Genomic DNA, 25591 nt, shown 5'->3' on the forward strand with positions numbered 1-25591 from the left:
TCGCGAGCCTCGGCGGCACCGCCGTCCTCATGGTCGTCACCGCCCTCATCGGTGCGCGTATCGGACGGCACAACGTCGTGGACGTGACGTGGGGCGGCGGCTTCGTTCTGATCGCGCTGATCTCGGCTGCGACCGGCACCGGTGAAACATGGCGTCGATTGCTGCTGCTGGTGCTCGTCGGTGTGTGGGGACTTCGGCTCGCACTGCACGTCTTTCAGCGCTCACGTGGACACGGTGAGGATCCGCGCTACACCGAACTGCTGTCCAAGGCCACCGGAAACGAAACCCTGTATGCCCTGCGCAAGATCTATCTGACGCAGGCGGCCGCCTTGTGGTTCGTGTCCCTGCCGTTGCAGGTGTCCGCTGTCGCACACGGATCGGTCGTACCCGTGGTCGTGCTCGGGGTGCTCGTCTGGATTCTCGGATGGACGTTCGAGGCAGTGGGTGATGCGCAATTGAAGGCCTTCAAGGCCGACGCGTCGAACAAGGGCAAGATCATGGATCGTGGTCTGTGGTCCTGGACGCGGCACCCCAACTACTTCGGAGACTCGGCGGTGTGGTGGGGACTGTTCCTCGTGTCGGCGTCGGCGTGGCCCGGGGTGTTCACGATTCTGTCGCCCATCGCGATGACGTACTTCCTGGTGTTCGCCACCGGCGCACGGTTGCTCGAGCGCAGCATGGAAAAGCGTCCGGGATATCGCGAATACCAGCAGCGGACCAGCTACTTCCTCCCTCGGCCGCCGAAAGGACCCAGCAAGTAGCTCGCGGGCGGGGTAGCGGCGTTAGGGTTGTCGAGGAGCTCGATCCATCGATCGAGTTCGGTTCGACCACAACGAGGAGGCGCATCGTGGCGCACGAGAGAGCTGGAACCACTGCATTGCCGGAGGATCTGGTGGATCTTTCGCAACTCGTGACGGCGTACTACTCGCGGGTTCCCGACGTGTCGGAGCCGAGCCAGCAGGTGGTGTTCGGTACGTCGGGGCATCGTGGGTCGAGCCTGGATTCGGCGTTCAACGAGGCGCATATCGTGGCGACCACCCAGGCGATCGTGGAGTACCGCGCTGCGCAGGGCATCACCGGGCCGTTGTTCATCGGCAGGGACACCCATGCGTTGTCGGAACCGGCGTGGACGACTGCGCTGGAAGTGTTGGCGGCCAACGATGTAGACGTATTGGTCGACTCGGGGGATCGATACACCCCCACTCCCGCCGTCAGTCATGCCATTCTGCGATACAACGAGTCCGGCCCGGCCGCGAAGGCCGACGGAATAGTGGTGACCCCGTCGCACAACCCGCCCCGGGACGGCGGCTTCAAATACAACCCTCCGCACGGTGGACCCGCCGACAGTGATGCCACGTCGGTCATTGCCGCTCGCGCGAACGAGCTACTGCGCGAGGGTATTTCGGGCATCAAGCGGGTGACTCTCGCTCAGGCGTTCGCGGGGAGCGTGTCGCGGTACGACTTCCTCGGTACCTACGTGGACGATCTGCCGAACGTGCTCGACCTCGATGCCATTCGGGCAGCCGGGGTGCGCATCGGTGCCGATCCGTTGGGCGGCGCAAGCGTCGACTACTGGGACGCCATTGCCGAGCGTCACAACCTGGATCTGACCGTCGTCAATCCGTTGGTGGACGGCACGTTCCGATTCATGACGCTCGACACGGACGGCAAGATCAGGATGGATTGCTCGTCGCCCAATGCGATGGCGTCGCTCATCGCTGCTCGAGACCGATTCGACATCTCGACGGGCAACGATGCCGACTCCGATCGGCACGGCATCGTCACTCCCGACGGTGGCCTGATGAATCCCAATCACTACCTCGCCGTGGCCATCGACTACTTGTTCACTCATCGGCCAGGTTGGTCACCGACGGCGGCGGTGGGCAAAACACTGGTGAGCTCGTCGATGATCGACAGGGTCGTCGCCGGACTCGGCCGTCGGCTGCTGGAGGTGCCCGTCGGATTCAAATGGTTCGTACCCGGCCTACTCACCGGTGAACTCGGGTTCGGCGGTGAGGAGAGCGCCGGCGCGTCGTTCCTTCGGCACGACGGCCGAGTGTGGACCACCGACAAGGACGGAATCACGTTGGCGCTGTTGGCGTCGGAGATCACCGCTGTCACCGGATCGACGCCGTCTCAGCGCTATGCCGAATTCACTGCGAAGTTCGGCGATCCGTCGTATGCCCGCGTCGATGCACCGGCCACCCGGGAGCAGAAAGCGGTTCTCGCCAAGCTCTCGCCGGACCAGATCACCGCCACCGAGCTGGCCGGCGAACCGATCACGGCGACGCTGACCGAGGCTCCGGGCAACGGGGCTGCCCTCGGTGGCCTGAAGGTGACGACGGAGAGCGCCTGGTTCGCTGCGCGCCCGTCCGGAACCGAGGACGTGTACAAGATCTACGCGGAGTCGTTCCAGGGCGCAGACCATCTCGCCCAGGTGCAGGCTGCAGCACGTGAACTGGTGTCGTCCGCACTCGAGAGCTCGTGACCGACTCACCTTCACCCGACCACGACAGTTCCGCTCGCGAGCCGGCGTTCCAACCCGGAGGCAAGCTTCCCCCGGAGATCTGGGTTCTGGTGTCGGCGGCGTTCGTCATCGCGCTCGGATTCGGGATCGTCGCGCCCGCTCTGCCACAGTTCGCGCGGGAATTCGGCGTCGGATACACGGCGGCGTCGGCGGTCATCAGTGCGTTCGCTCTCATGCGGTTGCTGTTCGCCCCTGCCAGTGGCGCTCTGGTGCAGCGGCTCGGCGAGCGACCCGTGTACTTGATCGGACTGCTGATCGTTGCGGTGTCCACCGGTGCGTGCGCTCTGGCCCAGACGTATTGGCAGCTACTGCTCTTTCGCGGACTCGGCGGCATCGGTTCGACGATGTTCTCGGTGTCGGCACTGGGATTGCTGATCAGGATCAGTCCTCCGACCAGTCGTGGCCGCATCTCCGGCCTGTATGCGACCGCTTTCCTGCTGGGAACCATCGGCGGTCCGCTCGTCGGCGGCGCGCTCGTGGGATTCGGTCTGCGGGTGCCGTTCGTCATCTACGCAGTGGCTCTCGTGATCGCCGCTGCCGTCGTGTATTTCACCCTGGGTAATTCCGACCTCGTCAAACGGGAGAAGGGCTCGGCACCACCCACGATGTCGTTGCTCGCCGCGCTGCGGATCCCGTCGTATCAGGCGGCGCTGGCGTCGAATTTTGCCAACGGTTGGGCAGTGTTCGGTGTTCGGGTGGCGCTGGTGCCGTTGTTCGTCGTCGAGGCGATGCAGCGATCCGAGGTGTTCGTCGGTGTCGCTCTGACCGTGTTCGCAGTGGGAAATGCGTTGGTTCTCACCAGCGCAGGTCGCCTGTCCGATGTGCGCGGACGCAAGCCCTTCATGGTGGGTGGGTTGGCGGTGTGCGGCCTGGGCACCGTCGTGATGGGCTATGTGCACGATCCGGTGTTGTTCCTGGTGGTGTCGTTGATCGCCGGCATCGGATCAGGTCTGATGAGTCCTGCCCAGCAGGCATCGGTCGCTGACGTGATCGGTTCGAAGGCGCGCGGGGGACCCGTGTTGGCGGCCTTCCAGATGGCGTCCGACGTGGGTGCGGTGATCGGCCCGATCGTCGCCGGAATGATCGTGGAGCGGGTCTCGTTCGGTCCGGCGTTCGCCGTGACGGGTGCGCTGCTTCTGGTAGCCGGACTCTGGTGGTCTCGCGTACCCGACACCCTCGAGCGCGAGCGCACCTGACACGCACATCCGTAGTATTCGGTCTGTGAGCCAGAAGAAGACATCGAGCACGAAACATACGCCACAGGCGACGTCCAACACGATGACCTACGTATTGGGCGGTATCGCATTCTTGGTGGTGGTGATAGTCGTCGTGGTCGCGATCATGTGGCAGAGCGGAAGCGATGCCCCACGTAACGACGGTTACGGATCCGTCAAGAATCCCGAGGTCGAATTGTCGTTGCCAGGTGACGGTGTGGTGCAGCTGGCGCGTCCGGGAGCACAGCGTGTCGTCGATGTCTTCGAGGATCCGATGTGCCCCTTCTGCGGTGATCTAGAAGTGAAGCACGGCCAGGAGTTGGCTCAGAAAATCGACGACGGCATCGTCGCGGTGAAATACCACCTGGTCAATTTCCTCGATGCGCAATCGGCCTCGGGTGACTATTCGACGCGGGCCGTGGCCGCGTCGCACTGCGTGGCGGCGACGGAGAACGCTCGGGTCTACTCCGCTTTTCACAGCGGATTGTTCGACCCCGAATTCCGCCCGGAAGAAGGTGCAGACTCGGACAGAACCGATGCAGAACTGGCGGACCTCGCTCGTTCCTCGGGTGCGAGTGACCTGGCGGTCGAATGCATCGTCAGTGGTGCACAACGAGATGCCGCGGTGGCGGATGCGAACACAGGACGCGACGCGCTTGCGGCATCGGGAGCGCGGGGGACACCGGGTGTGTTGGTCGACGGACAGGTGGTCGACGCGCTGGGAGACTCGGAATGGTTGGCCACGATCAACTGATCCAGCGCCGTGGGTGCGGCCGGTGGTCGAGTTCTCGGTACCGGCCGGACCAGGTGATTTGTTGCTGTTGCGACCGATGGTGTAACTTCGTTCGAGCAACCGCATGAGCGGTTGCACGCAGTAACTCGGGGCTATGGCGCAGCTGGTAGCGCACCACACTGGCAGTGTGGGGGTCAGGGGTTCGAGTCCCCTTAGCTCCACCGAGATAGTCTGTTCCGAACAAGAAAAAGCGCCGCTCTCGAGCGGCGCTTTTCTCGTTCCGTTGCTGTACGTCAGCGGTGACTCAGTGGGCCGCGTCGAAGGCCTGCTCGACCTCGGCGGGGATTCTGCCCCGCGCGGAGATATTGTGGCCGTTCGCCTTCGCCCATTCTCTGATGGCTTTGGTTTGATTGGCATCGCGCTTGGCGCCGGCTGCAGAGGTAGTCGACTTCTTGGTCCGCTTTCCACCGACCTTGGTGGAGTGTTCGATGTAATAGTCGAGCTTGCGGTGAAATTCCTTGGCGTTCTTGTCGCTCAGGTCGATTTCGTAGGTGACTCCGTTGACCGAATAGGTTATGTGTTCGCCACCGGATTCGATCGGTTTTTCGTCGATGTCGTCGACTAATTGCACATAGACTTTTCTGGCCATGCTGAAGCTCTCCAATGGTGCAGGGGATGATGCGGGGATGTCCAGATCGAACTGAACCGACTATACGGCCGAGCAATGTGTTTATCCATGCAGGCCTGGGAATTGTTACTCGATTCGCAGAATTGCCGGGAATCGGATCCGGCGGTCGTCGAAACGTAAGGGTGTGCGCGAGTGCATTGTTCCGGCGCGATGTCGCTGCTTATCGAAATCGACGACCGACCGGCCGGAGCGCAGACAATTTTCCATCCTCGGGTCGGTTCACGGTGGTCGAAGTGGGGAGACGGCGCGCGGTTGCTCGAAGCCGCCCGTGCGTCTGCAACAGATCGATTACGGAACGCATTCTTTTCACTAACGAAAGATCATTCGCGGCGCGTCGAGCACAACATCTGGTTCACTCGAGGCGCAAGTGTCTGCTGTTTCGCGTGTGTCCCGTGTTGTCGGCGACCCACTGCGATCAGCGCAACCGAAGGGCCGAGAGGGGAGTAGCGCCACCTGTCACTCCGGTGCGCTCGACAGCATATGAAATCTGCACAAATCACCATGTCGGCAACAACAGCGCTGATGTGCGCGGGAATCCTCGGTGCGGGCCTGATCGGCGCTGCTCCAGCAACAGCTGCTCCGTCCGCCACGACTCCGTCGACGACTGGTAGCGAATTGTCGGGCAAGACGGTTTTTCTCGACCCGGGCCACCAGGGCACCGCACATTCGCAGAACCTGCAGCGCCAGGTGGACGACGGCCGAGGCGGGACGAAGAATTGCCAGACCACAGGAATGACCACCGTGGACGGCGTCCCCGAACACACGATCAACTGGAAGGTCAGCGAACTCGTTCGGTCCAGTCTGGAGAGCTTGGGTGCAACGGTGAAGACCAGCCGCGCCGACGACTCCGGGTGGGGCGGATGCGTCGACGACAGAGCGCGTGCGGCGAGCGAGTCCGGAGCCGACGTCGCCGTGAGTATTCATGCCGACTCCACGAGCACGGCGACCGATGCCGATAAACACGGATTCCACCTGATCGTGCCTACGTTGCCGATTCCAAACGCAGCGGCCGACGCGGCCCAGTCCGAAGGAGGACGGTCGGCGTCGACGCTGATGCGCGACTCGTACGTTCGGGCCGGGTTCGAGCCGGCCAACTACGCAGGCGTGGACGAGGGAATTCAGGAGCGCTCGGATGTGGCCGGGCCGGCACTGACCACCGTCCCGTTGGTATTCGTCGAAATGGGCAACGGATCCAACCCCGACGACGCAGCCCTTCTCGAAGGTGCAGACGGTCAGTTGAAGCATGCGATCGCAATCTCGACCGGAATAATCGACTACCTGCTCGGTGCCGAGACTGCGTCCGCGCCAGCCGCGGCGACTACGACCACCCCGACGACGACGGCTGCCGCCCCTGCGGCGAAGACGACCGACACTGCTGCGCCCAGCGAGTCCTCGGCTACCGGAACGAGGAGCATCGGAGCGCCGACGGCAGGCCGCAGTGCGCTCTCGCGATTGCTCGACAGCGTCTCTCCGTACGTCCAGACGTTCGGAGTGGACGGATTGAAAGGGCTCGCCACCCCGGAGAACGTCAGCAGTGTGTCCACCTTCGCGCAGGGCCTGCTGAAACAGATTCTTGCTGCCCGGTAGTCTCGGACGCCGTGACGCGTCGAAAAATACCGGTGGTGATAGTCGCGGGCTTCCTCGGCGCGGGCAAGACGACTCTGCTCAATCACCTGCTGCGCAACGATGCCGGAATCCGAATCGGCGTCGTGGTCAACGATTTCGGAGCGATCAACGTCGACTCCATGCTCGTCGCAGGGCAGGTCGACTCGATGGTCTCCCTCGGCAATGGATGCATCTGTTGCGCGGTGGACATCAGCGACATGGATGCGATGTTCGACGCCCTCGCGCAGCGCCGTTCGGAGATCGACGTCATCGTGGTGGAAGCCAGTGGCCTCGCCGAACCCCGCAATCTGATCCGAATGGTCCGAGGTAGCGAGAACGAATTCATCGTCTACGGCGGCCTCGTAGCAGTTGTCGACGCGGTGGAATTTCCACAGACTCGCGTCTTGCATCCCGAGATCGACCAGCATCTGCAGTTGGCCGATCTGGTGGTGTTGAACAAGTCGGACGCGGTCTCGGAGTCCGGCCGCTCCGCAGTCGTGTCCACCGTGCGGTCCATCGTGGGGGACGTCCCCGTCGTCCCCATCGCGTTCGGTCGAGTGGACCCGCTGCTGCTGTTCGACCGTCGGGACGACCTGTCGGTCGAGTCGACGATCCCCGTTCAGTTGTCGTTCGACGAGCTCCTACGTGAAAACCACAGTGACCACGACCACGAGCACCACCTGCACGCCCAGTATTCTCATACCGAGTTCGTCAGCCCCGATCCCATCGACCCACGACGACTGATCGAGTTTCTGGAGAATCCCACCGGAAATCTCTACCGCATCAAAGGGTTCGTGCACTTCGCCGTGCCGGGCTATCCGCAGAAGTTCATCGTGCACACCGTCGGCCGACACATTCGGTTCGAGGCGACCTCGTGGGCGCGGGGTGAGACCGAACAGACGTCATTGGTGCTGATCGGTACAGACCTCGATGCAGAGGCCATAGAGAAACGACTGCGAGCATGTGTGCGGGAGCAATCCGAGCACTGCGATGCGTCGTCGATGCTCCCCGTACACAGATACCTCGACGCTGGGTAGAACTCCTACAGTCCGACCCATTCGGTGCGTCCGCCCTCGAATCCCTGCCGTTTCCAGATCGGGACCTCGGCCTTGATGCGTTCGACCAATCGTGCGCAGGCCTCGAAGGCCTCGGCGCGATGGGCGGATCCGACGGCTGCCACCAGTGCGAGGTCTCCGACGCGCAAGTCTCCGACGCGATGTACCGCAGCGACCTCGAGGCCGGTCTCGGCGGAGACCTCGGAGCAGCATCGGTTCAAGAAGCGTTCCGCGTCGGGATGCGCACGGTATTCGAGTGTTTCCACCGCCTGGCCGCCATCGTGGTCGCGGACTATCCCGCTGAACAGAACTACGGCACCGTGGTGTGAATCCTGTACGGCTGCTTCCACTTCGGCGGTGCTCAACGGTTCACTGGAAATGCGTGCGACGAGTTCACTCATCGTGGGGTCCTCCTCCGGCGATCTGTGCCAAGACATGGTCGAGTAGTGGATCGAGAACTGCGAGACCGTCCTTGACGCCGCCCGGCGAGCCCGGCAGATTGACCGTCAGCGTGCGGCCGATCAGTCCCGAAACCCCTCGGCTGAGGACCGCGTGCGGCGTTGCGGACGTCCCGCGGGTACGGATGGCGTCGGCGATCCCCGGCATGTCGATGTCGAGGAGAGCGGCAGTTGCCTCGGGAGTCGCATCGGTGGGCGATACGCCGGTGCCTCCGGTGCTGACGATCAACGACGGTTCGCCGCGCAACGCGTCCTGCAGGCCGGCCGCTATGTCGGCGTCGGCGTACACCAGCGGGCCACGAACGGTGAAGCCTCGATCGTTCAACCAGGACGCGATGGTGGGGCCGGTGGTGTCCGGTCGAGTTCCCTTCGCGCCGCCGGTGGAGGCCACCAGCACCACTGCGGACCGCGTGGTGTCGAGCGTCGGGGCAGCGTCGGCGGCGGGAGTGACCGGTACCCCGTCTCGCTGCCAATGACCATGCTTACCACCGCTTTTGGTGATCAATCGGACGCCGTTCATCGTGGCACCCGGGTCGACGGCCTTGACCATGTCGTGCAGCGTGAGACCAGCGACCGCCACCGCGGTCAAGGCCTCCATCTCCACCCCGGTGCGTCCGGTGGTGCGCGCCGTGGCCTCGACCGTGATCGACGAGTCGGTGAAACCGAACGAGATCTTCACCGACGAGAGCGCGAGCTGATGGCACAGCGGGATCAGTTCCGACGTCCGCTTCGCTGCCGAGATTCCCGCGATACGGGCAGTGGCAAGTACATCGGCCTTGGGCATGTCGTCCGCGCGCACGAGCGCGATGACCTCGGCAGTGGTGACGAACTCACCGGCGGCGACGGCCGTGCGCGAAGTCTCCTTCTTGTGCGCCACATCGACCATGCGTGCGCGGCCCTGATCGTCGAGATGAGACAGGTGGGGTCGGGGGGCGTCGGTGGTCACAGTGGCCATACCTCCACGTCGGATCCTGCGGCGAGTTCGGTTGTGTCGGGGTCGATGTCGATCAGAACGTCGGCCCAGGCCAATGCAGCGACCAGATGGGACCCCGGGCCTGCCACGAGCTCCACTCGGCCGTCGTCCCGCACCCGGCCACGGAGAAGCTGTCGGCGGCCCGGCCGCGAGACGATCGATTCGTGCAAGATCGCGGTGCTCGGGAGTATCGGAGAAAGACCGGCTGCTCGCCGAACTATGTTGCGCGCGAACATGATGTACGAGACAACGGTGCTGACGGGGTTGCCGGGAAAGCTGAGCACCGGGGTGCCGTCGAACAGTGTCATGCCCTGCGGTCCGCCCGGCTGCATACGGACCGACCCGAAGGTGCCGCCGAGTGGACCGAGAACGTCCTTGACCACCTCGAAGTCGCCCATCGAGACGCCGCCGGACGTGATGATCAGTTCCGCCGATCCTCTTGCTTCGTCGAGAACCTCGCGAAATCGTGTCGGATCGTCGGAGCTTCGCGCGACGGCAACCACTTCCGCGCCGCTGGCCTGTAGGTGGGCCGCAAGGGTGATGCCGTTCGAGTCGTAGATCTGACCGGGAGTGAGAGTCGATCCGGCCTCGACCAGTTCGGCACCGGTGGTCACGACGGCCACGCGAGGACGCGAGCGCACGGCGACCTCGGCGAAACCGACAGCCGCGAGAACCGAGATGTGCCGGGGTTCGAGTACTCGACCGGCCTCGACGAGAACTGTTCCGACGCGCACGTCGCTTCCCTGTTCACGAACGAATTCGCCTGCGCCGCGGCCGCGTTCGATAGTCACCGAACCTTCCGACGATATCGTCGTGTCCTCGACGGGGACGATGGCGTCGGCCCCGTCGGGAATGGGTGCGCCGGTCATTATCTTTGCCGCGCTACCTGTAGCGAGAACGGCCGATTCCGTGGGGCCTGCAGCGATGATGGTCGAGACCTTCAGCGTCACCGGGGTCGTGGCGACGGAACGCGAATCGACTGCGTAGCCGTCCATCTGCGAATTTCGGAAGAGCGGTAGATCGACCGGCGACCGCACGTCCTCGAACGAGACTCGCCCCAGTGCCTTGGCCAGGGGGATTTGCTGCGCAGTTCTGGTGCCCAGTGCCGCGAGAAGAGTCTCGACCGCGGCGGCATGCTGCTCCACGGATACGGCGCTCACTGCGCTGGTCCGGTGATCGCGCGCTTGTGCTCAGCAGTCATGGGTGCCAATCCTAAGCACGCCGACAATGCCGGCGAGTGTGGGCTGCGGCATACTGGGTAGACACGTCTGAGACAGGCGTGCTCGAGATCGACGAAGGTGAGGTAAGAGGTGACGGTGGACAGTGTCACCTCGCTGGGCATTCCGGTGTTCGGCGGTGCTGCTCCGACAGATCGGTCGTCGCAGGCGAATTTCGTGTCGGATCGGCCGGACGTACCCCACCTGATCGACCGCTTCGGCCGAGTCGCCCGCGACTTGCGTATCTCCATCACCGAGAAGTGCTCGTTGCGGTGCACCTACTGCATGCCGGAGGAAGGGCTTCCGGCCATTCCTGCCGCGAACCTGCTCACGCCGGCCGAGATCGCGCGAGTGGTGTCGGTGTCCGTGCGGCTGCTGGGTATTCGCGACGTGCGGTTCACCGGCGGCGAGCCACTCATGCGCCGCGACCTCGACGAGATTCTGCGGCTGTGCTCCGATGTTGCGGCAGGTGTTCCGCTGTCGATGACCACCAACGCAGTGGGTTTGGAGCATCGGGCCGGGGCACTGGCCGATGCCGGGTTGACCCGGGTCAACGTGTCCCTGGATTCGGTCGACCGCGAGGATTTCGCGCGGCTGACCCGACGCGACCGACTGCCGTCGGTGCTGGCCGGCATCCGAGCGGCGAAGCGAGCGGGCATCGGTCCGGTGAAGGTCAACGCCGTTCTGATGCGCGACACCCTGTCCGGTGCAGTCGATCTATTGCGCTGGTGTCTCGAAGAGGGCGTGGCGCTCCGCTTCATCGAGCAGATGCCGCTCGATGCCGACCACGAGTGGGCTCGCGCGAACATGATCGATGCCCAGACATTGCTCGACGAGCTGTCGACCGAGTTCGAGCTGCGTGAAGTCGGACGCGCCGATCCGTCGGCACCGGCCGAGGAGTGGAGCGTCGACGGTACCGACGCGACCGTCGGAATCATCGCCTCGGTGACGCGCTCGTTCTGCGGGGATTGCGACCGCACGAGAGTGACCGCCGAAGGAACCATTCGGTCATGCCTGTTCAGCGACGACGAAACCGATCTACGCGGGGCGCTGCGAGGCGGTGCCACCGACGACGAGTTGGCCGCCGTGTGGCGTGGGGCGATGTGGAACAAATGGGCCGGACACGGTATCGACGCCGAAGGCTTCGTTCCACCCACCCGCAGCATGGGAGCGATCGGTGGTTGACGTGCAGTCGATCGAGGACACCATGCCCTCGACCGAGGTCGAAGTGCGGTACTTCGCCGCCGCCGTCGACGCGTCGGGGTGCGACTCGGAGTACGTCACCGTGCCCGCCGGAGCCACACTCGCCGACGTGCGAGACGTGATCCGGTCGAAGCACGGCGCGAAGATGGACCCGATCCTGCGCGTGTCCGCTTATCTCGTCGGGGACGACCTCACGCGCGATCTGGGGCGTGAGGTCGGCAGCAGAGTCGATGTGTTGCCGCCGTTCGCAGGCGGCTGATCGTCGCGTTCGGCTTTGCGTCCGCTCGCCCGGCTCAGTGGGAGCTCTTCCACCAATCGTCGAACGGCGTGACCGGCACCGCTCGCTTGTGGCGCGTCGCCATGAACATCTTCTCCAGCTTGTCGGCGACGTCGTCGGAGACGTCTTTGCCCTCGAGATAGTCGTCGATCTGTTCGTACGTCACGCCGAGTGCCTCCTCGTCCGGCAGTGCGGGGCGATCGTCCTCGAGGTCTGCGGTGGGGACTTTGCGCCACGTGCTCTCCGGTGCACCGAGTTCACGGAGCAGTGCGGCACCCTGACGCTTGCTCAGGCCGGTGAGTGGAGTCAGGTCGACACCACCGTCGCCGAATTTGGTGAAGAACCCGGTGACGGCCTCGGCAGCGTGGTCGGTGCCGACCACGACGTAGCCGAGTTCTCCGGCGATGGCGTATTGCGCGACCATGCGCTGGCGAGCTTTGATGTTGCCGCGAACGAAATCACGGACCTCGGCGGTTCCCAGGGCCTCTGCTGTGGCGGCCGCCGACGCGTCGGCAGCGGCCTTGATGTTGACCGTCACGGTTCGATCGGGGTCGATGAACCGTAGCGCGATCGACGCGTCGTCCTCGTCGGCTTGCACACCGTAGGGGAGCCGTACGGCGACGAACTCGGCCTCGTGGCCGTCGGCTCGCAGCTCCGTCACGGCTTGCTGGGCGAGCTTGCCGGTGAGTGTGCTGTCCTGTCCGCCACTGATACCGAGCACGAAGCCCGTTGCCGGGGTCGACGAGAGGTAGTCCTTGAGAAAATCCACCCTCCGGCGAACTTCCGTGACCGGATCGATGGTCGATTGCACTGCCAGCTCACGCGTGATGCTCGTGCGCACTTCCGAGTTGATGAATCCCATCAGCTCATACTAATGACGTCGGCAGGTCTGTGGCCGCGCGCACACGCCGTGCGTAGGGTCGGTCTTCGTGAGTGGATCCTCCGATACGTTCGTCAAACGAAACCCGCAGGCTCATCCCGACTTCTTCGCCGCCGAGGCACATGGGCTCCACTGGCTCGGTGAGGCGGGCGCGCCCGTCGCCCGAGTCCTCGGGTACGGGCCGACACACATCGAACTCGAGCGCTTGATCGCGGCGCATCCGACGGCGCCCGCGGCCAGAAGATTCGGTCGAGCGTTGGCGTACATGCACGGCGGTGGAGCAGCCGGCTTCGGCGCGCCGCCCGTCGGCTCCGACGGTGCACCCTTTCCCGGCCAACTGTTCATCGGGGCTCGTGCCATGAGCAATGCGGTGCACCGGACGTGGGGTGAGTTCTACGCAGCCGAACGGGTACTGCCCTTTCTACGAATCGCCGTCGATGCGGGCACCGTGACGCCGACCGAGGCTGCCACCGTCGAATCGGCGTGCCGCCGCGTTGCGGACGGCGATTTCGACGACACGGAGCCGCCCAGCCGAATTCACGGAGATCTGTGGAGCGGCAACGTGTTCTGGACCGAGGCAGGCGTGGTGCTGATCGACCCGGCAGCGCACGGCGGGCACCGTGAGACGGACCTGGCGATGTTGGCGCTCTTCGGGTGCCCCCTGTTGGAGGACATCGTCGACGGGTACGAGACGGTACATCCGCTGGGAGCCGGGTGGCGAGACCGCATTGCACTGCACCAACTGCACCCACTCGCGGTCCACGCAGCGGGGCACGGTCGCTCCTACGGTGTGGCGTTGCACACCGCGGCCACGGCAGTCGAGAAAATCTGAGTCGGGCGAGCTATCGAGCGCGAGTTGCTCTGCGTACCAGGTCTTCCCAGCCGTCGGCCAACCGGGCCATCGGCATTCCGAGATCGCGGTACTGGTGTAGTACCAGGGTGGCTTCGAGTGGTGTGAGCAGCCAGTGCGTCAGCAGTGGGAGATCCCCGTCGACGCCGGCCGCGCGGAGCAGCGACAGGACGTGGGTGAAGTTGACCATGTGTGCGGGGGCCGAGTATCGCGCGTCGGCCGACGTCTCGGCAGCCCGCAACACCTCGCCTTGAACATTGACGAACTCGAGACGAGCCCGGCCGAAAGCAACGAGACGGTCGATCGGATCGGCTCCGGGACCGAGTGGTGGATCGCCGAACATGAACGAGCGCTGCAACTTCTGCTCGGTGTGATCGAGAAGCGCTCGCATCAGCCCGGCGCGGTTGCCGAAACGGCGGAACACGGTGCCTTTGCCCACTCCGGCCTTGGTCGCCACCGCATCCATGGTGATGGCGTCGGCTCCGATGGTTGCCACCAGATCCGCTGCGGCGTCGAGCAACAGTCGACGGTTGCGTGCTGCGTCGCACCGTTCGGAGTCCTCACCCGCAATGGGGAGCATGGGTCCGGTCACGAATGTCAGCGTACCCTGTCGGGAACATAAGTGGACCATGGTCCGTTTGAATGGTATGAATTGACGTGACGACCACGTCATCCGAACTTTCGAAGGAAGATCTCATGTCAGACGCTCACGTACTCGTTCTCGTCGGAAGCCTGCGCGCCGAATCGGTGAACAAGCAGATTGCCGAGACTGCTGTCACCGTGGCACCCGCCGGCGCAGAGATCGTGGTCTACGACGGACTCGGAGATGTCCCCTTCTACAACGAGGATATCGACGTCGAGGGTTCCGTACCGGCTGCGGCGCTCGCTCTGCGAGCTGCTGCCGAGAAGGCCTCGGCCTTGCTGCTGGTCACGCCCGAATACAACGGCACCATTCCTGCTGTGCTGAAGAACGCCATCGATTGGCTCTCGCGCCCCTACGGTGCCGGTGCGATGGTGGGCAAGCCGGTCGTCGTCATCAGCGCATCGCCCAGCGGTAACGGTGCCAAGTGGGCACATGAGGACACGAGCAAGGCCGTGCGTATCGCCGGTGGTTCGGTGCTCGAGGACGTCCAGCTCTCCATCGGCAGCACCATGGACAAGTTCGGCTCGGCTCACCCGAGCGAGAATGCCGAGGTATCCGGAGAGATCGGACACGTGGTGGCCGAGTTGGTCAAGGCATCGAACGAACTCGTGAGCGCCTGACCGCTTGATGGTTTCGATAGTCGTTTTCATGTAGGGTGAGCTCATGAAGGTGAGAAACTCTCTGAAATCGCTCAAGAACAAGCCCGGTGCTCAGGTGGTCCGCCGCCACGGGGTGGTGTTCGTGATCAACAAGAAAGAGCCCCGGTTCAAGGCGCGTCAACGCTGACTGTCGCGCACGCGCTGACAACGGCCCCTCGGATTCGAATCCGAGGGGCCGTTCTCGTGCGCGGGAGGAACGGTTGTCCTAGGGGCTCGTCGCTGCCGATGCAGAAATGGGTGGTGACCGATAACACAACCCGAATGTGACCTGCGACACGCCGTAATGACGCGTCGATCCTCTCCCGGCAAGGCCGTGACCAGCGAATACCAAGCATGTTGTTCGCAACATCTCGTGTTGTAGTCAGATGTCGGACACTAGGTGTAGTGTTTGTCCGACCGAGAGGCCACAACTCGAAGAGCCAGCGAAAGCAGGTTCGAGCAGGTCGAAGTCGCCCTGAGCGGGAGATGTTCTCGGTGCCACACGCAGAGCACATCGGTCGCCGTCGGTGCACCCGATGGCGACAACGGAAAGAGGGACACCATGAGCATCACCGTTTACACCAAGCCCGCCTGCGTTCAGTGCAATGCCACCTACCGCGCCCTCGACAAAGCGGGTATCGAGTACTCGGTCATCGACATCTCGCAGGACCCCGAGGCGCGTGACTACGTCATGGCTCTGGGCTACCTGCAGGCTCCCGTCGTCGTCGCCGGTGACGATCACTGGTCCGGCTTCCGTCCGGATCGCATCAAGACCCTCGCAGCGAACGCTGCTTGAACAGAACGAGGAAGTGAGTGAGCGGTGAGTTCGCAACCGCAGTCGTCCCACTCACTGGTGTATTTCTCCAGCGCATCCGAGAACACGCATCGTTTCGTCTCGAAGCTGGATATCCCCGCAACGCGCATTCCGCTTCGTGATCCCGACGGTACGTTCCGAGTCCATGCCCCTTATGTTCTCGTCGTTCCGACCTATGGGGGAGGGACCACCTATGCCGGGCGTGACACCAATTACGTACCCAAGCGTGTGATCAAGTTTCTCAACGACGAGCACAACCGATCGTTGATTCGAGCGGTCATCGCTGCCGGAAATACCAATTTCGGTGATTCGTTCTGCTTTGCCGGAGATGTCATTTCGCAGAAATGTGCGGTTCCGTATCTGTACCGATTCGAGTTGATGGGCACCCCCGAGGACGTAGTGCGAGTCCGCGAGGGACTGGAGGACTTCTGGGAACGTGAAGTTCGCCGCGCGGCCCACACGCACTAGAGCATTACCCACCACATACCAGTAGGAGCATCGCAGTGGCACCGACCATCACCGACGCAGCACCCGCGCCCGCAACGATTCGCGGCGACGGCGACATGGATTACCACGCGCTCAACGCGATGCTCAATCTCTACGGCCCCAACGGCGAGATCCAGTTCGAGAAGGACCGCGAGGCTGCCAATCAGTACTTCCTGCAGCACGTCAACCAGAACACGGTGTTCTTCCACGATCTGGACGAGAAGCTGGACTACCTGGTCGAGGAGAACTATTACGAGCCCGAGGTTCTCGATCAGTACTCGCGTGAGTTCGTCAAGTTCCTCATCAATCACGCGTACTCGAAGAAGTTTCGGTTCCCCACGTTCCTCGGTGCGTTCAAGTACTACACCTCGTACACGCTCAAGACGTTCGACGGCAAGCGCTACCTCGAGCGCTTCGAGGACCGCGTGTGCATGGTCGCGCTCACGCTCGCAGCCGGTGACGAAGCCCTGGCCACCGATCTCGTGGACGAGATCATCGCCGGCCGATTCCAGCCCGCGACGCCCACCTTCCTCAACTCGGGCAAGAAGCAGCGCGGCGAGCCCGTCTCGTGCTTCCTGCTCCGTATCGAAGACAACATGGAGTCGATCGGTCGATCCATCAACTCGGCATTGCAGCTGTCCAAGCGTGGCGGCGGAGTTGCGTTGCTGCTGAGCAACATTCGCGAAGCGGGTGCGCCGATCAAGCGCATCGAGAACCAGTCGTCCGGTGTCATCCCCATCATGAAGCTGCTCGAGGACTCGTTCTCGTACGCCAACCAGCTCGGGGCACGTCAGGGCGCGGGCGCGGTGTACCTGCACGCGCATCACCCCGACGTCTACAAGTTCCTCGACACCAAGCGTGAGAACGCGGACGAGAAGATCCGAATCAAGACGCTGTCCCTCGGAATCGTCATCCCGGACATCACGTTCGAGCTGGCGAAGAAGAACGAGGACATGTACCTGTTCTCGCCGTACGACGTGGAGCGCATCTACGGAGTGCCGTTCGCCGACATCGACGTCTCGGAGAAGTACTACGAGATGGTCGACGACAAGCGAATTCGTAAGACGAAGATCAAGTCGCGTGAGTTCTTCCAGACTCTCGCCGAGCTGCAATTCGAGTCCGGCTACCCGTACATCATGTACGAGGACACCGTCAATCGCGCGAACCCGGTCAAGGGCAAGATCACCCACTCCAACCTGTGCTCGGAGATTCTCCAGGTCTCGACGCCCTCGACGTTCAACGACGACCTCTCCTACAGTCATGTCGGCAAGGACATCTCGTGCAACCTGGGCTCGCTGAACATCGCGAAGACCATGGATTCACCCGACTTCGGTAAGACCATCGCCGTGGCAATCCGCGGTCTGACCGCGGTCTCGGACCAGACCCACATCTTCTCCGTGCCGTCGATCGAGCAGGGCAACAACGACTCTCACGCGATCGGCCTGGGGCAGATGAATCTGCACGGCTACCTCGCCCGCGAGCGCATCCACTACGGGTCGACCGAGGGAATCGATTTCACCAACATCTACTTCTACACGGTGCTGTTCCACGCCATTCAGGCGTCGAACCAGCTGGCGAAGGCGCGCGGCCAGTACTTCAAGGGCTTCCCGGATTCCAAGTATGCGTCGGGGGAGTTCTTCGACAAGTACACCGATCAGGCCTGGGAGCCTGCTACGCCGAAGGTCGCGAAACTGTTCGCCGATTCCGGCGTTGCCATTCCGACTCAGGCCGAGTGGACTGCGTTGAAGGCGTCCGTTCAGGAGTACGGAATTTACAACCAGAACCTGCAGGCCGTTCCGCCGACCGGATCCATCTCGTACATCAACAACTCCACCTCGTCGATTCACCCGGTGGCGTCGAAGATCGAGATTCGCAAGGAAGGCAAGATCGGCCGCGTCTACTACCCGGCACCGTATCTCGACAACGACAACCTGGACTACTACCAGGACGCGTACGAGATCGGGTACGAGAAGATCATCGACACCTATGCTGCCGCAACACAACACGTCGATCAGGGCCTGTCGTTGACGCTGTTCTTCAAGGACACTGCCACCACTCGCGATATCAACCGCGCGCAGATCTACGCATGGCGTAAGGGCATCAAGACGCTGTACTACATCCGTCTGCGTCAGATGGCCCTCGAAGGCACTGAGGTCGAGGGTTGCGTCTCCTGCATGCTGTAGGGCTTTGCCCTCGTGCGCGTTTTGCGTAGCTGGAGCTACGCAAAACGCGCACGAACAGAAGTGTCGTACCTGCTGGGCATGATGACCGTCCATGGAACATGGTCGGGGGGACGGTCGAGAACTACAGGTTCTGATCGACACGCAGTGGGGGCTGTTCACACAGTCGCAGGTCACGGAGTTGGGATACAGCCGAAATCGCGTTCGCGCACTGGTGGACAGTGGAGCGTGGATCGCCGTTCTCAGAGGTGTCTACTCGATCTTCACCGGGCCGTTGACGCGGGAGCGGACCCTGATGGCAGCGCTTCTCTACGGAGGTGGACACGCAATGCTCAGCCACCGATCCGCTGCCGAAGAGTGGGGATTGCGACGGACCGATCCCGATTCTGCCGTCCACGTCACTGTGCCGTATAGAAAGTCTGCCTGCAATCAGCGCACGACGCTGCGCTCCGTGCCCAGGGTCGGAACGAGGCTGGTGGCGGGCATCGGACTATCGCTGCATCCCGGAGTGGTCGTGCACAGATCTCGTGCGCACCGGTACATCGGCGTACCAGGGGACATGCCGCGAACGACTTTGGTGGACACTGCCCTCGATCTGGCGGTATCGGAACCTACGCCGAGGCTGGCCTTCCACAGCTTGGTGTCGTCGGTGACTCAGCGAAGAATTCGATTGACGGACGTTCGGGAGCAGATTGCCGTACGCAGGCCGTACCGGTATCTGACAGCGCTGAGCGAAGCCGTTGAATTGCTCGCGAACGGCGTTCAGTCCGTTCTCGAACTCGAATATGCGATCAACGTCGAAGAGGCTCACGGGCTCCCGGCTGCCGAACGGCAGAGCGCGATACAGGTCGACGGTCGGACACTCTACGAGGACGTCCTGTACCGAGTGGGATCTCGCACGTTGACGGTCCGCCTGGACGGTCGTCGGTTCCATTCGATGCAGGAGGTCGCATTCCGTGATCGGCGACGTGACAATGCGGCCGAACTCGAGGGGCGTGCGCGACTGGTTTTCGGGTACGACGAGGTCAGCAGCGATCCGTGCGGCGTTGCAGAAGACGTTGTGCGGGTTCTTCGGCGTGAGGGCTGGGAGGGCGAACTCACGTCGTGCGCGTTGTGCGCCCCTCCAGGTACGCAAAACGCGCACGACACAGATCTTGTGTTAGCTATTGATGTCGGACACAACGGGTAGTGTTCGTGTCAGCGACTTTTCACGTAGCACCGTCCGCAATTCTCGCTCATCGACCTGTAGGTAGGCACCCATGGTAAAGCTCATCGATCGTGTCACCGCGATCAACTGGAATCGGGTCCAGGACGACAAGGACTCCGAAGTCTGGGAGCGTCTCACCAGTAATTTCTGGCTGCCCGAGAAGGTGCCGGTGTCCAACGACATCCCGTCGTGGGCAACACTGACCGCCGTCGAGAAGCAGCTGACGATGCGCGTGTTCACCGGACTGACGTTGCTCGACACCATCCAGGGCACCGTCGGTGCCGTCAGCCTCATTCCCGACGCGATCACTCCCCACGAGGAGGCGGTGTACACCAACATCGCGTTCATGGAGTCGGTGCACGCGAAGAGCTACAGCTCCATCTTCTCCACCCTCAGCTCCACCCGCGACATCGACGATGCATTCCGCTGGTCCGAGGAGAACGTCAACCTCCAGCGCAAAGCCGAGATCGTACTGAACTTCTATCACGGTGACGACCCGCTCAAGCGCAAGGTGGCGTCGACTCTGCTCGAGTCGTTCCTCTTCTACTCAGGCTTCTACCTGCCGATGTACTGGTCCTCGCGGGCCAAGCTGACCAACACTGCGGACCTGATCAGGCTGATCATTCGCGACGAGGCCGTGCACGGGTACTACATCGGATACAAGTACCAGAAGGGTCTCGAGAAGGTCAGCGAGGAGCGGCGCGAGGAACTCAAGAACTACACGTTCGAGTTGCTGTTCGAGTTGTACGACAACGAGGTCGAGTACACCCAGGACCTCTACGACGAGATCGGTCTGACCGAGGACGTCAAGAAGTTCCTGCGCTACAACGCCAACAAGGCATTGAACAATCTCGGCTACGAGGGTCTGTTCCCCAAGGACGAGACGGACGTGAACCCGGCCATTCTGTCCGCACTGTCACCGAACGCCGACGAGAACCACGACTTCTTCTCGGGCTCGGGATCTTCGTACGTCATCGGAAAGGCAGTCAACACCGAAGACGAGGACTGGGACTTCTAGAGGCCCCTTCGCGCGCCGCGCCGCTCACTCTTTCGGTGGGCGGCCCGGCGCGCGAATGTCTTTGGCTTCCTTGGGCATTCGGCCCTGGTCGCTCAATGCTCGACGCAGTAGGAACTCGATCTGAGCGTTGGTGCTCCGGAGATCGTCGGAGGCCCAGCGGGCGAGGGCGTCGTGCACCGCTGGGTCCAGCCGAAGCAATATTTTCTTACGCTCGACGGTCATGGCTCACTGGTACAGCGATCCGGTATTGACGACAGGTTGCGTGTCGCGGTCGCTGCACAGCACGACGAGCAGATTCGACACCATGGTCGCCTTTCTCTCCTCGTCGAGTTCGACCACGTGCTTCTCCTCGAGCTTCGACAACGCCATCTCCACCATGCCGACCGCGCCTTCGACGATCTGCTGACGCGCCGCAATGACCGCTCCCGCCTGCTGGCGCCGCAGCATTGCTTGTGCGATCTCCGGGGCATAAGCAAGACGGTTGATTCGGGTCTCGATCACCTCCACACCTGCCGACCGCACCCGCGCGTGCACCTCCTCCGACATCGCAGCGGTGATTTCGTCAGCGTTCTCTCGCAACGACATTCGGCCTTCGGCGTCGTACGGGTAGCTGCCGGCGATATGACGGACGGCCGATTCGGTCTGGACGGCGACGAACTCCTCGTAGTCATCGACCTGGAAGGATGCCAGAGCGGTATCGGCAACCTGCCAGACGACGATGGCAGAGATCTCGATCGGATTGCCGTCGGCGTCGTTGACCTTGGATTGACCGGTCTCGTGGTTGCGAATTCGCGTCGAGATGGCCCTGCGGTACGTCAACGGATTCGTCCAGCGCAGCCCCGGTGTACGCAGCGTCCCGCTGTACGAACTGCCGAGCAGCTGCAGAACGCGAGCTTGATTGGGTTCAACCAGAGTCAATCCCATGAGTGCCGGCAGCGAGAGCACGAACAGCACGACTCCGCCGGCTGTGAGCCCCACCGTGGAGAAGACGAGTCCGAGAGCGAACGCGGCGATTCCGCCGAGAAACAGCGCGAGACCGACGCCGAGCATCGACCAGCCGGGCAGATCCCAGCCGGTGCGCTCGGCGATGGTCGTGGTCGGTGTTCCCGTCGGCTTCTCGGCGACGGTAGCGGGTGCGGACATGAGAACCTCCCTCTCGATGTTGATACTAAAGTGATATCACATTACGAATCGAAAGGGTGACTGTTCGGCGGAGCTGTGCATTCGGTCCGGGTGGGGGAGTCAGCGTCGGAACCATGCCGACGGGTCGTCGGCGATGGCTTTCTCGATCCGCAATCGTGAAGTGGCCGTGAGTTTTTCGGGTAACTCGTCGAGCGCGAACCAGGCTACGTCGAGATTCTCGTCGTCGGCGACATGAGGGGTGCCCGCGATGTAGCGGGCAAGGAAAGTGATGTCCAGATACTGTGCGACATCGCCGTTGGGGTACGTGATCGGCTCCGTCACGTCGACGCTCGTCAACCGCACGATCGTGGCCTCGATGCCGGTCTCCTCGCGGATCTCTCGCAGCGCGGCCGGTGCCGGTTCTTCGCCCGGCTCGAGGATTCCGGAGACCACGGCCCAGGTGTTGTTGTCCGCTCGCAGAGTCAGCAGCACTCGGCGGTCGTCGCTCACGACGACCGCGCTGACACCGGACAACCAGAGCGGGGACGTACCGACGACGCTGCGGAGAGCTTGCACGAATTCCGGAATCGGCATCGCGTCAGGACACGTAGGCGTTCAGGGAAGCGGAGAGATCGGCCAGGATGGCACGCGCCGCGACAACTCCACTGCCGGACCAGACCGTGTCGTTCACGGCGAACACTCGCCCGTCGGTGACCGAGCCGAGTGCGTGCCATGCGTCGCTGTCCATCACCTCGCGACCGAAGGACTCGCCTTCGGTACCCGCGAATCGCACGTACACAATGTCGCCCTCGACTGGATCCAGATCATCCGACGCAACAGTGAAATCGGTATCGCGCTGACTTTGCGGCCGCGCAACACCCACCTCGGCGAGCACCTGTCCGGCGAAGGAGTTCGGACCGTCCACCTCGATCGTGTCCGCACCGAACCGGATGACCGACGCCTGCGTCTGCGTGGAATCGATCTCGCGACCGACCCGCTCGGCATCCGCAGAGAACGACGCGAGCTGCTCGAAACCGGCCTGCCCTCGGCCCAACGCTGCCGCGGACTGCAGAAAGGTGTCCTTCCAGCCCTGCCCGGTCTCGGTGAACACGGTCGGCGCGATGGCATTCAGGGAGTCGTAGCTTTCGGCACCGAGAGAATCGGCACCGAGGATGAGATCGGGGTCGAGGGCGGCAATCGCCCCGATATCGGGGGCTCCGACCGGGCCGACGGACGGAACGGACGACAAGCCTGTGCCGAGGTACAACGGTTGGTCTCCGTCTCCACGGAAATCCGGGTCGATCGTCGCCGCGCCGACGACGCGTTCCCAGATTCCGACCGCGCAGCTGGCGTCGAGTCCCGCGGCGTCGAGAACGACGATGCGTTGTGGGTCGGCAGGAATGGCGCTGATGCCCTCGGCGTGCCCAACGGGGCGGACATCGCCCTCGACTCCGGTTCGGTCCAGCGGGGCCAGTGCCGGGCACAGTCCCACGGTGTCCCGGTTGTTCCCGACCACACCTGCTCCGGCGATGTTCGTCGTTGTGCGAACGATGGTCGACGCGTCGTCCTGTGTCTCGGAATCGGAGCAGCCGACCACACTCACAGCCGCGGCAAGGAACGCCGCAACGACGGCGCCGGTCCTGCGCGATGCACACGAACGGGGGACTCGCAGGTGGAGTGGCAACGCGGGACTTCCTTCGACGGGTCGGGTGGTCTCACACAGTATCGGAAGACCGTTCTCGTAGAACACTCGAACGGGCACCGCCGAGGCCACTGAATCGACAGCGCGCGCGCTGCGCCCGGTGCCGCGGAAAGGCCCACAGCGCAGGCAGATCGCCCGATTCGAGCGGTGTCGAACGAGCCCAATACGACACACGGTAGGACCGGTTCGGCAAGTGTCGGTCCGACGGTCTACGATTCGAGTAGCGCACGACTAGATGACGTCGCCTCGTGATTCGGGGTCGGACGCGCAATCAGGAGGATCTGTGACTGCCCTAGCGCCTAGGCCCGCTCCCGCGGTGGATGCTGCTCGGCCGTTCCCGCCGAGGATGGGACCGAAGGGGTCGTTCCTGCACAAAGCGGTGACGACGACCGATCCCAAGGTCTTGGGAATCATGTACATCGCGACGTCGTTCGCGTTCTTCCTCGTCGGTGGACTGATGGCGCTGTTGATGCGCGCCGAGTTGGCCGTGCCAGGACTGCAGTTCCTGTCGAACGAGCAGTACAACCAGCTGTTCACCATGCACGGCACGATCATGCTGCTGCTGTACGCAACACCCATCGTGTTCGGGTTCGCCAACTACATCCTCCCGCTGCAGATCGGCGCACCCGATGTCGCCTTCCCGCGGTTGAACGCGTTCTCGTACTGGCTGTACCTGTTCGGTGCCCTGATCACCACAGCAGGGTTCATCACCCCCGGTGGCGCAGCCGACTTCGGATGGACCGCGTACACCCCACTCACCTCCGCTCTGCATTCCCCGGGCGTCGGTGCCGACCTGTGGATCATGGGTCTGGCTGTGGCCGGTCTCGGCACCATCCTCGGTGGCGTCAACATGATCACCACGGTGATCTGCCTGCGTGCCCCCGGCATGACGATGTTCCGGATGCCGATCTTCACCTGGAACATCCTGGTGACGTCAATTTTGATCCTGCTCGCCTTCCCGCTGCTGACGGCGGCGCTGCTCGGGCTGGCGGCCGACCGCCACCTGGGTGCGCACCTGTTCGACCCGGCAACCGGTGGAGTGCTCCTGTGGCAGCACCTGTTCTGGTTCTTCGGGCACCCCGAGGTGTACATCATCGCGCTGCCGTTCTTCGGAATCGTCTCCGAGGTGTTCCCGGTGTTCTCCCGCAAGCCGATCTTCGGCTACTCGGGACTGATCTACGCGACCATTGCCATCGCCGCGCTGTCGATCGCGGTGTGGGCGCACCACATGTACGCCACCGGCGCGGTGCTGCTTCCGTTCTTCTCGTTCATGACGTTCCTGATCGCGGTGCCGACGGGCGTCAAGATCTTCAACTGGGTCGGCACGATGTGGCGTGGCCAGGTGACCTTGGAGACCCCGATGTTGTTCTCCATCGGCTTCTTGATCACGTTCGTGTTCGGCGGATTGACCGGCGTTCTGTTGGCCTCGCCGCCGATCGACTTCCAGGTCACCGACAGCTACTTCGTGGTGGCGCACTTCCACTACGTGGTGTTCGGCACCGTGGTGTTCGCGACGTACGCCGGCATCTACTTCTGGTTCCCCAAGATGACGGGCCGGATGATGGACGAGGCCCTCGGCAAGTGGCACTTCTGGCTGACGTTCTTCGGCTTCCACGCCACGTTCCTCGTCCAGCACTGGCTCGGAAACGAGGGAATGCCGCGTCGCTACGCCGACTACCTGCCGTCCGACGGATTCACCGAGCTGAACGTCATCTCCACCATCGGTGCATTCATCCTCGGTGCCTCGACCTTGCCGTTCGTCTGGAACGTCTTCAAGTCCTACCGCTATGGCGAGGTCGTCACGGTCGACGATCCATGGGGCTACGGCAACTCACTGGAATGGGCCACCTCGTGCCCGCCGCCGCGACACAACTTCACCGAGCTGCCTCGCATCCGGTCGGAGCGTCCCGCGTTCGAGCTGCACTACCCGCACATGGTCGAGAGGATGCGCTCGGAAGCGCACGTCGGGCCGGGCGCACATGGCGGTAAGACCACGGCCGTCATGGAGCAGGCCCGCCGGGCACCGCTCGCCACCAGCGATCACGAAGGGTCCGGAGACCCCGACCCCAGGTAGTCACAGCACAGCGAGAGCCCCTCCCGG

General features: G+C 63.2%; 27 protein-coding genes and 1 tRNA gene. 18 read left to right on the forward strand and 10 right to left on the reverse strand.

Features of this window, described 5'->3' with window-relative positions; genetic code table 11:
• The first annotated feature begins 29 nt into the window (after positions 1–29).
• From AC5WEY_RS12270 to AC5WEY_RS12290, 5 genes are all read left to right on the forward strand, one after another.
• Entirely contained in the window at positions 30–761 is a 732-nt protein-coding gene (locus AC5WEY_RS12270; protein ID WP_495646547.1) for a DUF1295 domain-containing protein, read from the forward strand.
• Positions 762–847: 86 nt separating this feature from the next.
• Positions 848–2488 carry a phosphoglucomutase (alpha-D-glucose-1,6-bisphosphate-dependent) gene (pgm, locus tag AC5WEY_RS12275; RefSeq protein ID WP_057477525.1) on the forward strand — a complete coding sequence of 547 codons (1641 nt, stop codon included), beginning with the start codon at positions 848–850 and terminating at the stop codon, positions 2486–2488.
• 77 nt (positions 2489–2565) lie between these two features.
• The gene (locus AC5WEY_RS12280) at positions 2566–3723 is read left to right on the forward strand and encodes an MFS transporter (RefSeq protein WP_057477754.1); all 1158 of its coding nucleotides are present in this window, start codon (positions 2566–2568) and stop codon (positions 3721–3723) included.
• A gap of 25 nt (positions 3724–3748) precedes the next feature.
• Positions 3749–4495, forward strand: coding sequence for a DsbA family protein (locus AC5WEY_RS12285; RefSeq protein WP_495646094.1), 747 nt, complete (start codon positions 3749–3751; stop codon positions 4493–4495).
• A gap of 127 nt (positions 4496–4622) precedes the next feature.
• Positions 4623–4695: transfer RNA gene (locus AC5WEY_RS12290), tRNA-Ala, on the forward strand.
• Between the two features lie 83 nt (positions 4696–4778).
• Here AC5WEY_RS12290 and AC5WEY_RS12295 read toward each other — a convergent pair.
• Positions 4779–5123: a histone-like nucleoid-structuring protein Lsr2 gene (locus AC5WEY_RS12295; RefSeq protein WP_057477755.1), complete on the reverse strand. Its 345-nt coding sequence runs from the start codon at positions 5121–5123 to the stop codon at positions 4779–4781.
• A 519-nt stretch (positions 5124–5642) separates the two neighbouring features.
• Between AC5WEY_RS12295 and AC5WEY_RS12300 the strand changes: the two genes are divergently transcribed.
• Positions 5643–6749 (forward strand): N-acetylmuramoyl-L-alanine amidase, encoded by a 1107-nt coding sequence (locus AC5WEY_RS12300; protein ID WP_495646095.1) that lies wholly within the window; start codon positions 5643–5645, stop codon positions 6747–6749.
• An 11-nt stretch (positions 6750–6760) separates the two neighbouring features.
• Positions 6761–7804 carry a CobW family GTP-binding protein gene (locus AC5WEY_RS12305; RefSeq protein WP_495646096.1) on the forward strand — a complete coding sequence of 348 codons (1044 nt, stop codon included), beginning with the start codon at positions 6761–6763 and terminating at the stop codon, positions 7802–7804.
• Positions 7805–7809: 5 nt separating this feature from the next.
• Here AC5WEY_RS12305 and AC5WEY_RS12310 read toward each other — a convergent pair whose 3' ends face one another.
• Genes AC5WEY_RS12310 through AC5WEY_RS12320 form a run of 3 tightly spaced genes read right to left on the reverse strand, consistent with a single transcriptional unit; the run spans position 7810 to position 10413 of the window.
• On the reverse strand, positions 7810–8223 hold the full coding sequence (locus tag AC5WEY_RS12310; protein WP_495646097.1) for a molybdenum cofactor biosynthesis protein MoaE: 414 nt from the start codon (positions 8221–8223) through the stop codon (positions 7810–7812).
• Positions 8216–9235: a bifunctional molybdenum cofactor biosynthesis protein MoaC/MoaB gene (gene moaCB, locus AC5WEY_RS12315; protein ID WP_495646098.1), complete on the reverse strand. Its 1020-nt coding sequence runs from the start codon at positions 9233–9235 to the stop codon at positions 8216–8218. Before moaCB ends, AC5WEY_RS12310 begins: the two co-directional genes overlap by 8 nt.
• The gene (locus AC5WEY_RS12320; RefSeq protein ID WP_495646099.1) at positions 9223–10413 is read right to left on the reverse strand and encodes a molybdopterin molybdotransferase MoeA; all 1191 of its coding nucleotides are present in this window, start codon (positions 10411–10413) and stop codon (positions 9223–9225) included. The genes moaCB and AC5WEY_RS12320 overlap by 13 nt, the downstream gene beginning before the upstream one ends.
• A 180-nt stretch (positions 10414–10593) precedes the next feature.
• On the opposite strand from AC5WEY_RS12320, the gene moaA reads away from it, so the two are divergent.
• Both moaA and AC5WEY_RS12330 read left to right on the forward strand, forming a co-directional pair.
• On the forward strand, positions 10594–11655 hold the full coding sequence (gene moaA, locus AC5WEY_RS12325) for a GTP 3',8-cyclase MoaA (RefSeq protein ID WP_495646548.1): 1062 nt from the start codon (positions 10594–10596) through the stop codon (positions 11653–11655).
• Between the two features lie 22 nt (positions 11656–11677).
• The gene (locus tag AC5WEY_RS12330; RefSeq protein WP_495646549.1) at positions 11678–11932 is read left to right on the forward strand and encodes a MoaD/ThiS family protein; all 255 of its coding nucleotides are present in this window, start codon (positions 11678–11680) and stop codon (positions 11930–11932) included.
• Between the two features lie 34 nt (positions 11933–11966).
• Here AC5WEY_RS12330 and nadE read toward each other — a convergent pair whose 3' ends face one another.
• On the reverse strand, positions 11967–12812 hold the full coding sequence (gene nadE / locus AC5WEY_RS12335) for an NAD(+) synthase (protein ID WP_495646100.1): 846 nt from the start codon (positions 12810–12812) through the stop codon (positions 11967–11969).
• A gap of 67 nt (positions 12813–12879) precedes the next feature.
• Between nadE and AC5WEY_RS12340 the strand changes: the two genes are divergently transcribed.
• The gene (locus tag AC5WEY_RS12340) at positions 12880–13662 is read left to right on the forward strand and encodes a fructosamine kinase family protein (protein ID WP_495646101.1); all 783 of its coding nucleotides are present in this window, start codon (positions 12880–12882) and stop codon (positions 13660–13662) included.
• A gap of 10 nt (positions 13663–13672) precedes the next feature.
• Here AC5WEY_RS12340 and AC5WEY_RS12345 read toward each other — a convergent pair whose 3' ends face one another.
• Entirely contained in the window at positions 13673–14272 is a 600-nt protein-coding gene (locus tag AC5WEY_RS12345; RefSeq protein WP_495646102.1) for a TetR/AcrR family transcriptional regulator, read from the reverse strand.
• A gap of 104 nt (positions 14273–14376) precedes the next feature.
• On the opposite strand from AC5WEY_RS12345, the gene AC5WEY_RS12350 reads away from it, so the two are divergent.
• From AC5WEY_RS12350 to nrdF, 7 genes are all read left to right on the forward strand, one after another.
• A complete protein-coding gene (locus tag AC5WEY_RS12350) occupies positions 14377–14943 on the forward strand; it encodes an NAD(P)H-dependent oxidoreductase (protein ID WP_057477759.1) in 567 nt (188 codons plus the stop codon).
• Positions 14944–14986: 43 nt separating this feature from the next.
• Positions 14987–15109, forward strand: coding sequence for a type B 50S ribosomal protein L36 (gene ykgO, locus AC5WEY_RS12355; RefSeq protein WP_027496600.1), 123 nt, complete (start codon positions 14987–14989; stop codon positions 15107–15109).
• A gap of 414 nt (positions 15110–15523) precedes the next feature.
• Complete coding sequence (locus AC5WEY_RS12360; protein ID WP_032398330.1) at positions 15524–15757, forward strand: redoxin NrdH; 234 nt, start codon at positions 15524–15526, stop codon at positions 15755–15757.
• Positions 15758–15781: 24 nt separating this feature from the next.
• On the forward strand, positions 15782–16243 hold the full coding sequence (gene nrdI / locus AC5WEY_RS12365) for a class Ib ribonucleoside-diphosphate reductase assembly flavoprotein NrdI (protein ID WP_057477534.1): 462 nt from the start codon (positions 15782–15784) through the stop codon (positions 16241–16243).
• A 35-nt stretch (positions 16244–16278) separates the two neighbouring features.
• Positions 16279–18444: a class 1b ribonucleoside-diphosphate reductase subunit alpha gene (nrdE, locus tag AC5WEY_RS12370; protein WP_057477535.1), complete on the forward strand. Its 2166-nt coding sequence runs from the start codon at positions 16279–16281 to the stop codon at positions 18442–18444.
• 91 nt (positions 18445–18535) lie between these two features.
• The gene (locus tag AC5WEY_RS12375; protein WP_495646103.1) at positions 18536–19630 is read left to right on the forward strand and encodes a hypothetical protein; all 1095 of its coding nucleotides are present in this window, start codon (positions 18536–18538) and stop codon (positions 19628–19630) included.
• A 70-nt stretch (positions 19631–19700) separates the two neighbouring features.
• Positions 19701–20666, forward strand: coding sequence for a class 1b ribonucleoside-diphosphate reductase subunit beta (gene nrdF / locus AC5WEY_RS12380; protein ID WP_057477537.1), 966 nt, complete (start codon positions 19701–19703; stop codon positions 20664–20666).
• A 24-nt stretch (positions 20667–20690) separates the two neighbouring features.
• Here the strand turns inward: nrdF and AC5WEY_RS12385 are convergent, their stop codons facing one another.
• The 4 genes from AC5WEY_RS12385 to AC5WEY_RS12400 all read right to left on the reverse strand — a co-directional run bounded on the left by AC5WEY_RS12385 (position 20691) and on the right by AC5WEY_RS12400 (position 23472).
• Positions 20691–20888 (reverse strand): type II toxin-antitoxin system antitoxin, encoded by a 198-nt coding sequence (locus AC5WEY_RS12385; protein WP_495646104.1) that lies wholly within the window; start codon positions 20886–20888, stop codon positions 20691–20693.
• A gap of 3 nt (positions 20889–20891) precedes the next feature.
• Positions 20892–21809 (reverse strand): SPFH domain-containing protein, encoded by a 918-nt coding sequence (locus AC5WEY_RS12390; RefSeq protein ID WP_495646105.1) that lies wholly within the window; start codon positions 21807–21809, stop codon positions 20892–20894.
• 99 nt (positions 21810–21908) lie between these two features.
• The gene (locus tag AC5WEY_RS12395) at positions 21909–22382 is read right to left on the reverse strand and encodes an NUDIX hydrolase (RefSeq protein WP_495646106.1); all 474 of its coding nucleotides are present in this window, start codon (positions 22380–22382) and stop codon (positions 21909–21911) included.
• A 4-nt stretch (positions 22383–22386) separates the two neighbouring features.
• Complete coding sequence (locus tag AC5WEY_RS12400; protein WP_495646107.1) at positions 22387–23472, reverse strand: iron-siderophore ABC transporter substrate-binding protein; 1086 nt, start codon at positions 23470–23472, stop codon at positions 22387–22389.
• Between the two features lie 301 nt (positions 23473–23773).
• Here AC5WEY_RS12400 and ctaD point away from each other — a divergent pair, with 301 nt between their 5' ends.
• Positions 23774–25564 (forward strand): aa3-type cytochrome oxidase subunit I, encoded by a 1791-nt coding sequence (gene ctaD, locus AC5WEY_RS12405; protein ID WP_057477541.1) that lies wholly within the window; start codon positions 23774–23776, stop codon positions 25562–25564.
• Positions 25565–25591: the final 27 nt, after the last annotated feature.

This window comes from Rhodococcoides sp. S146-33 (assembly GCF_059489205.1).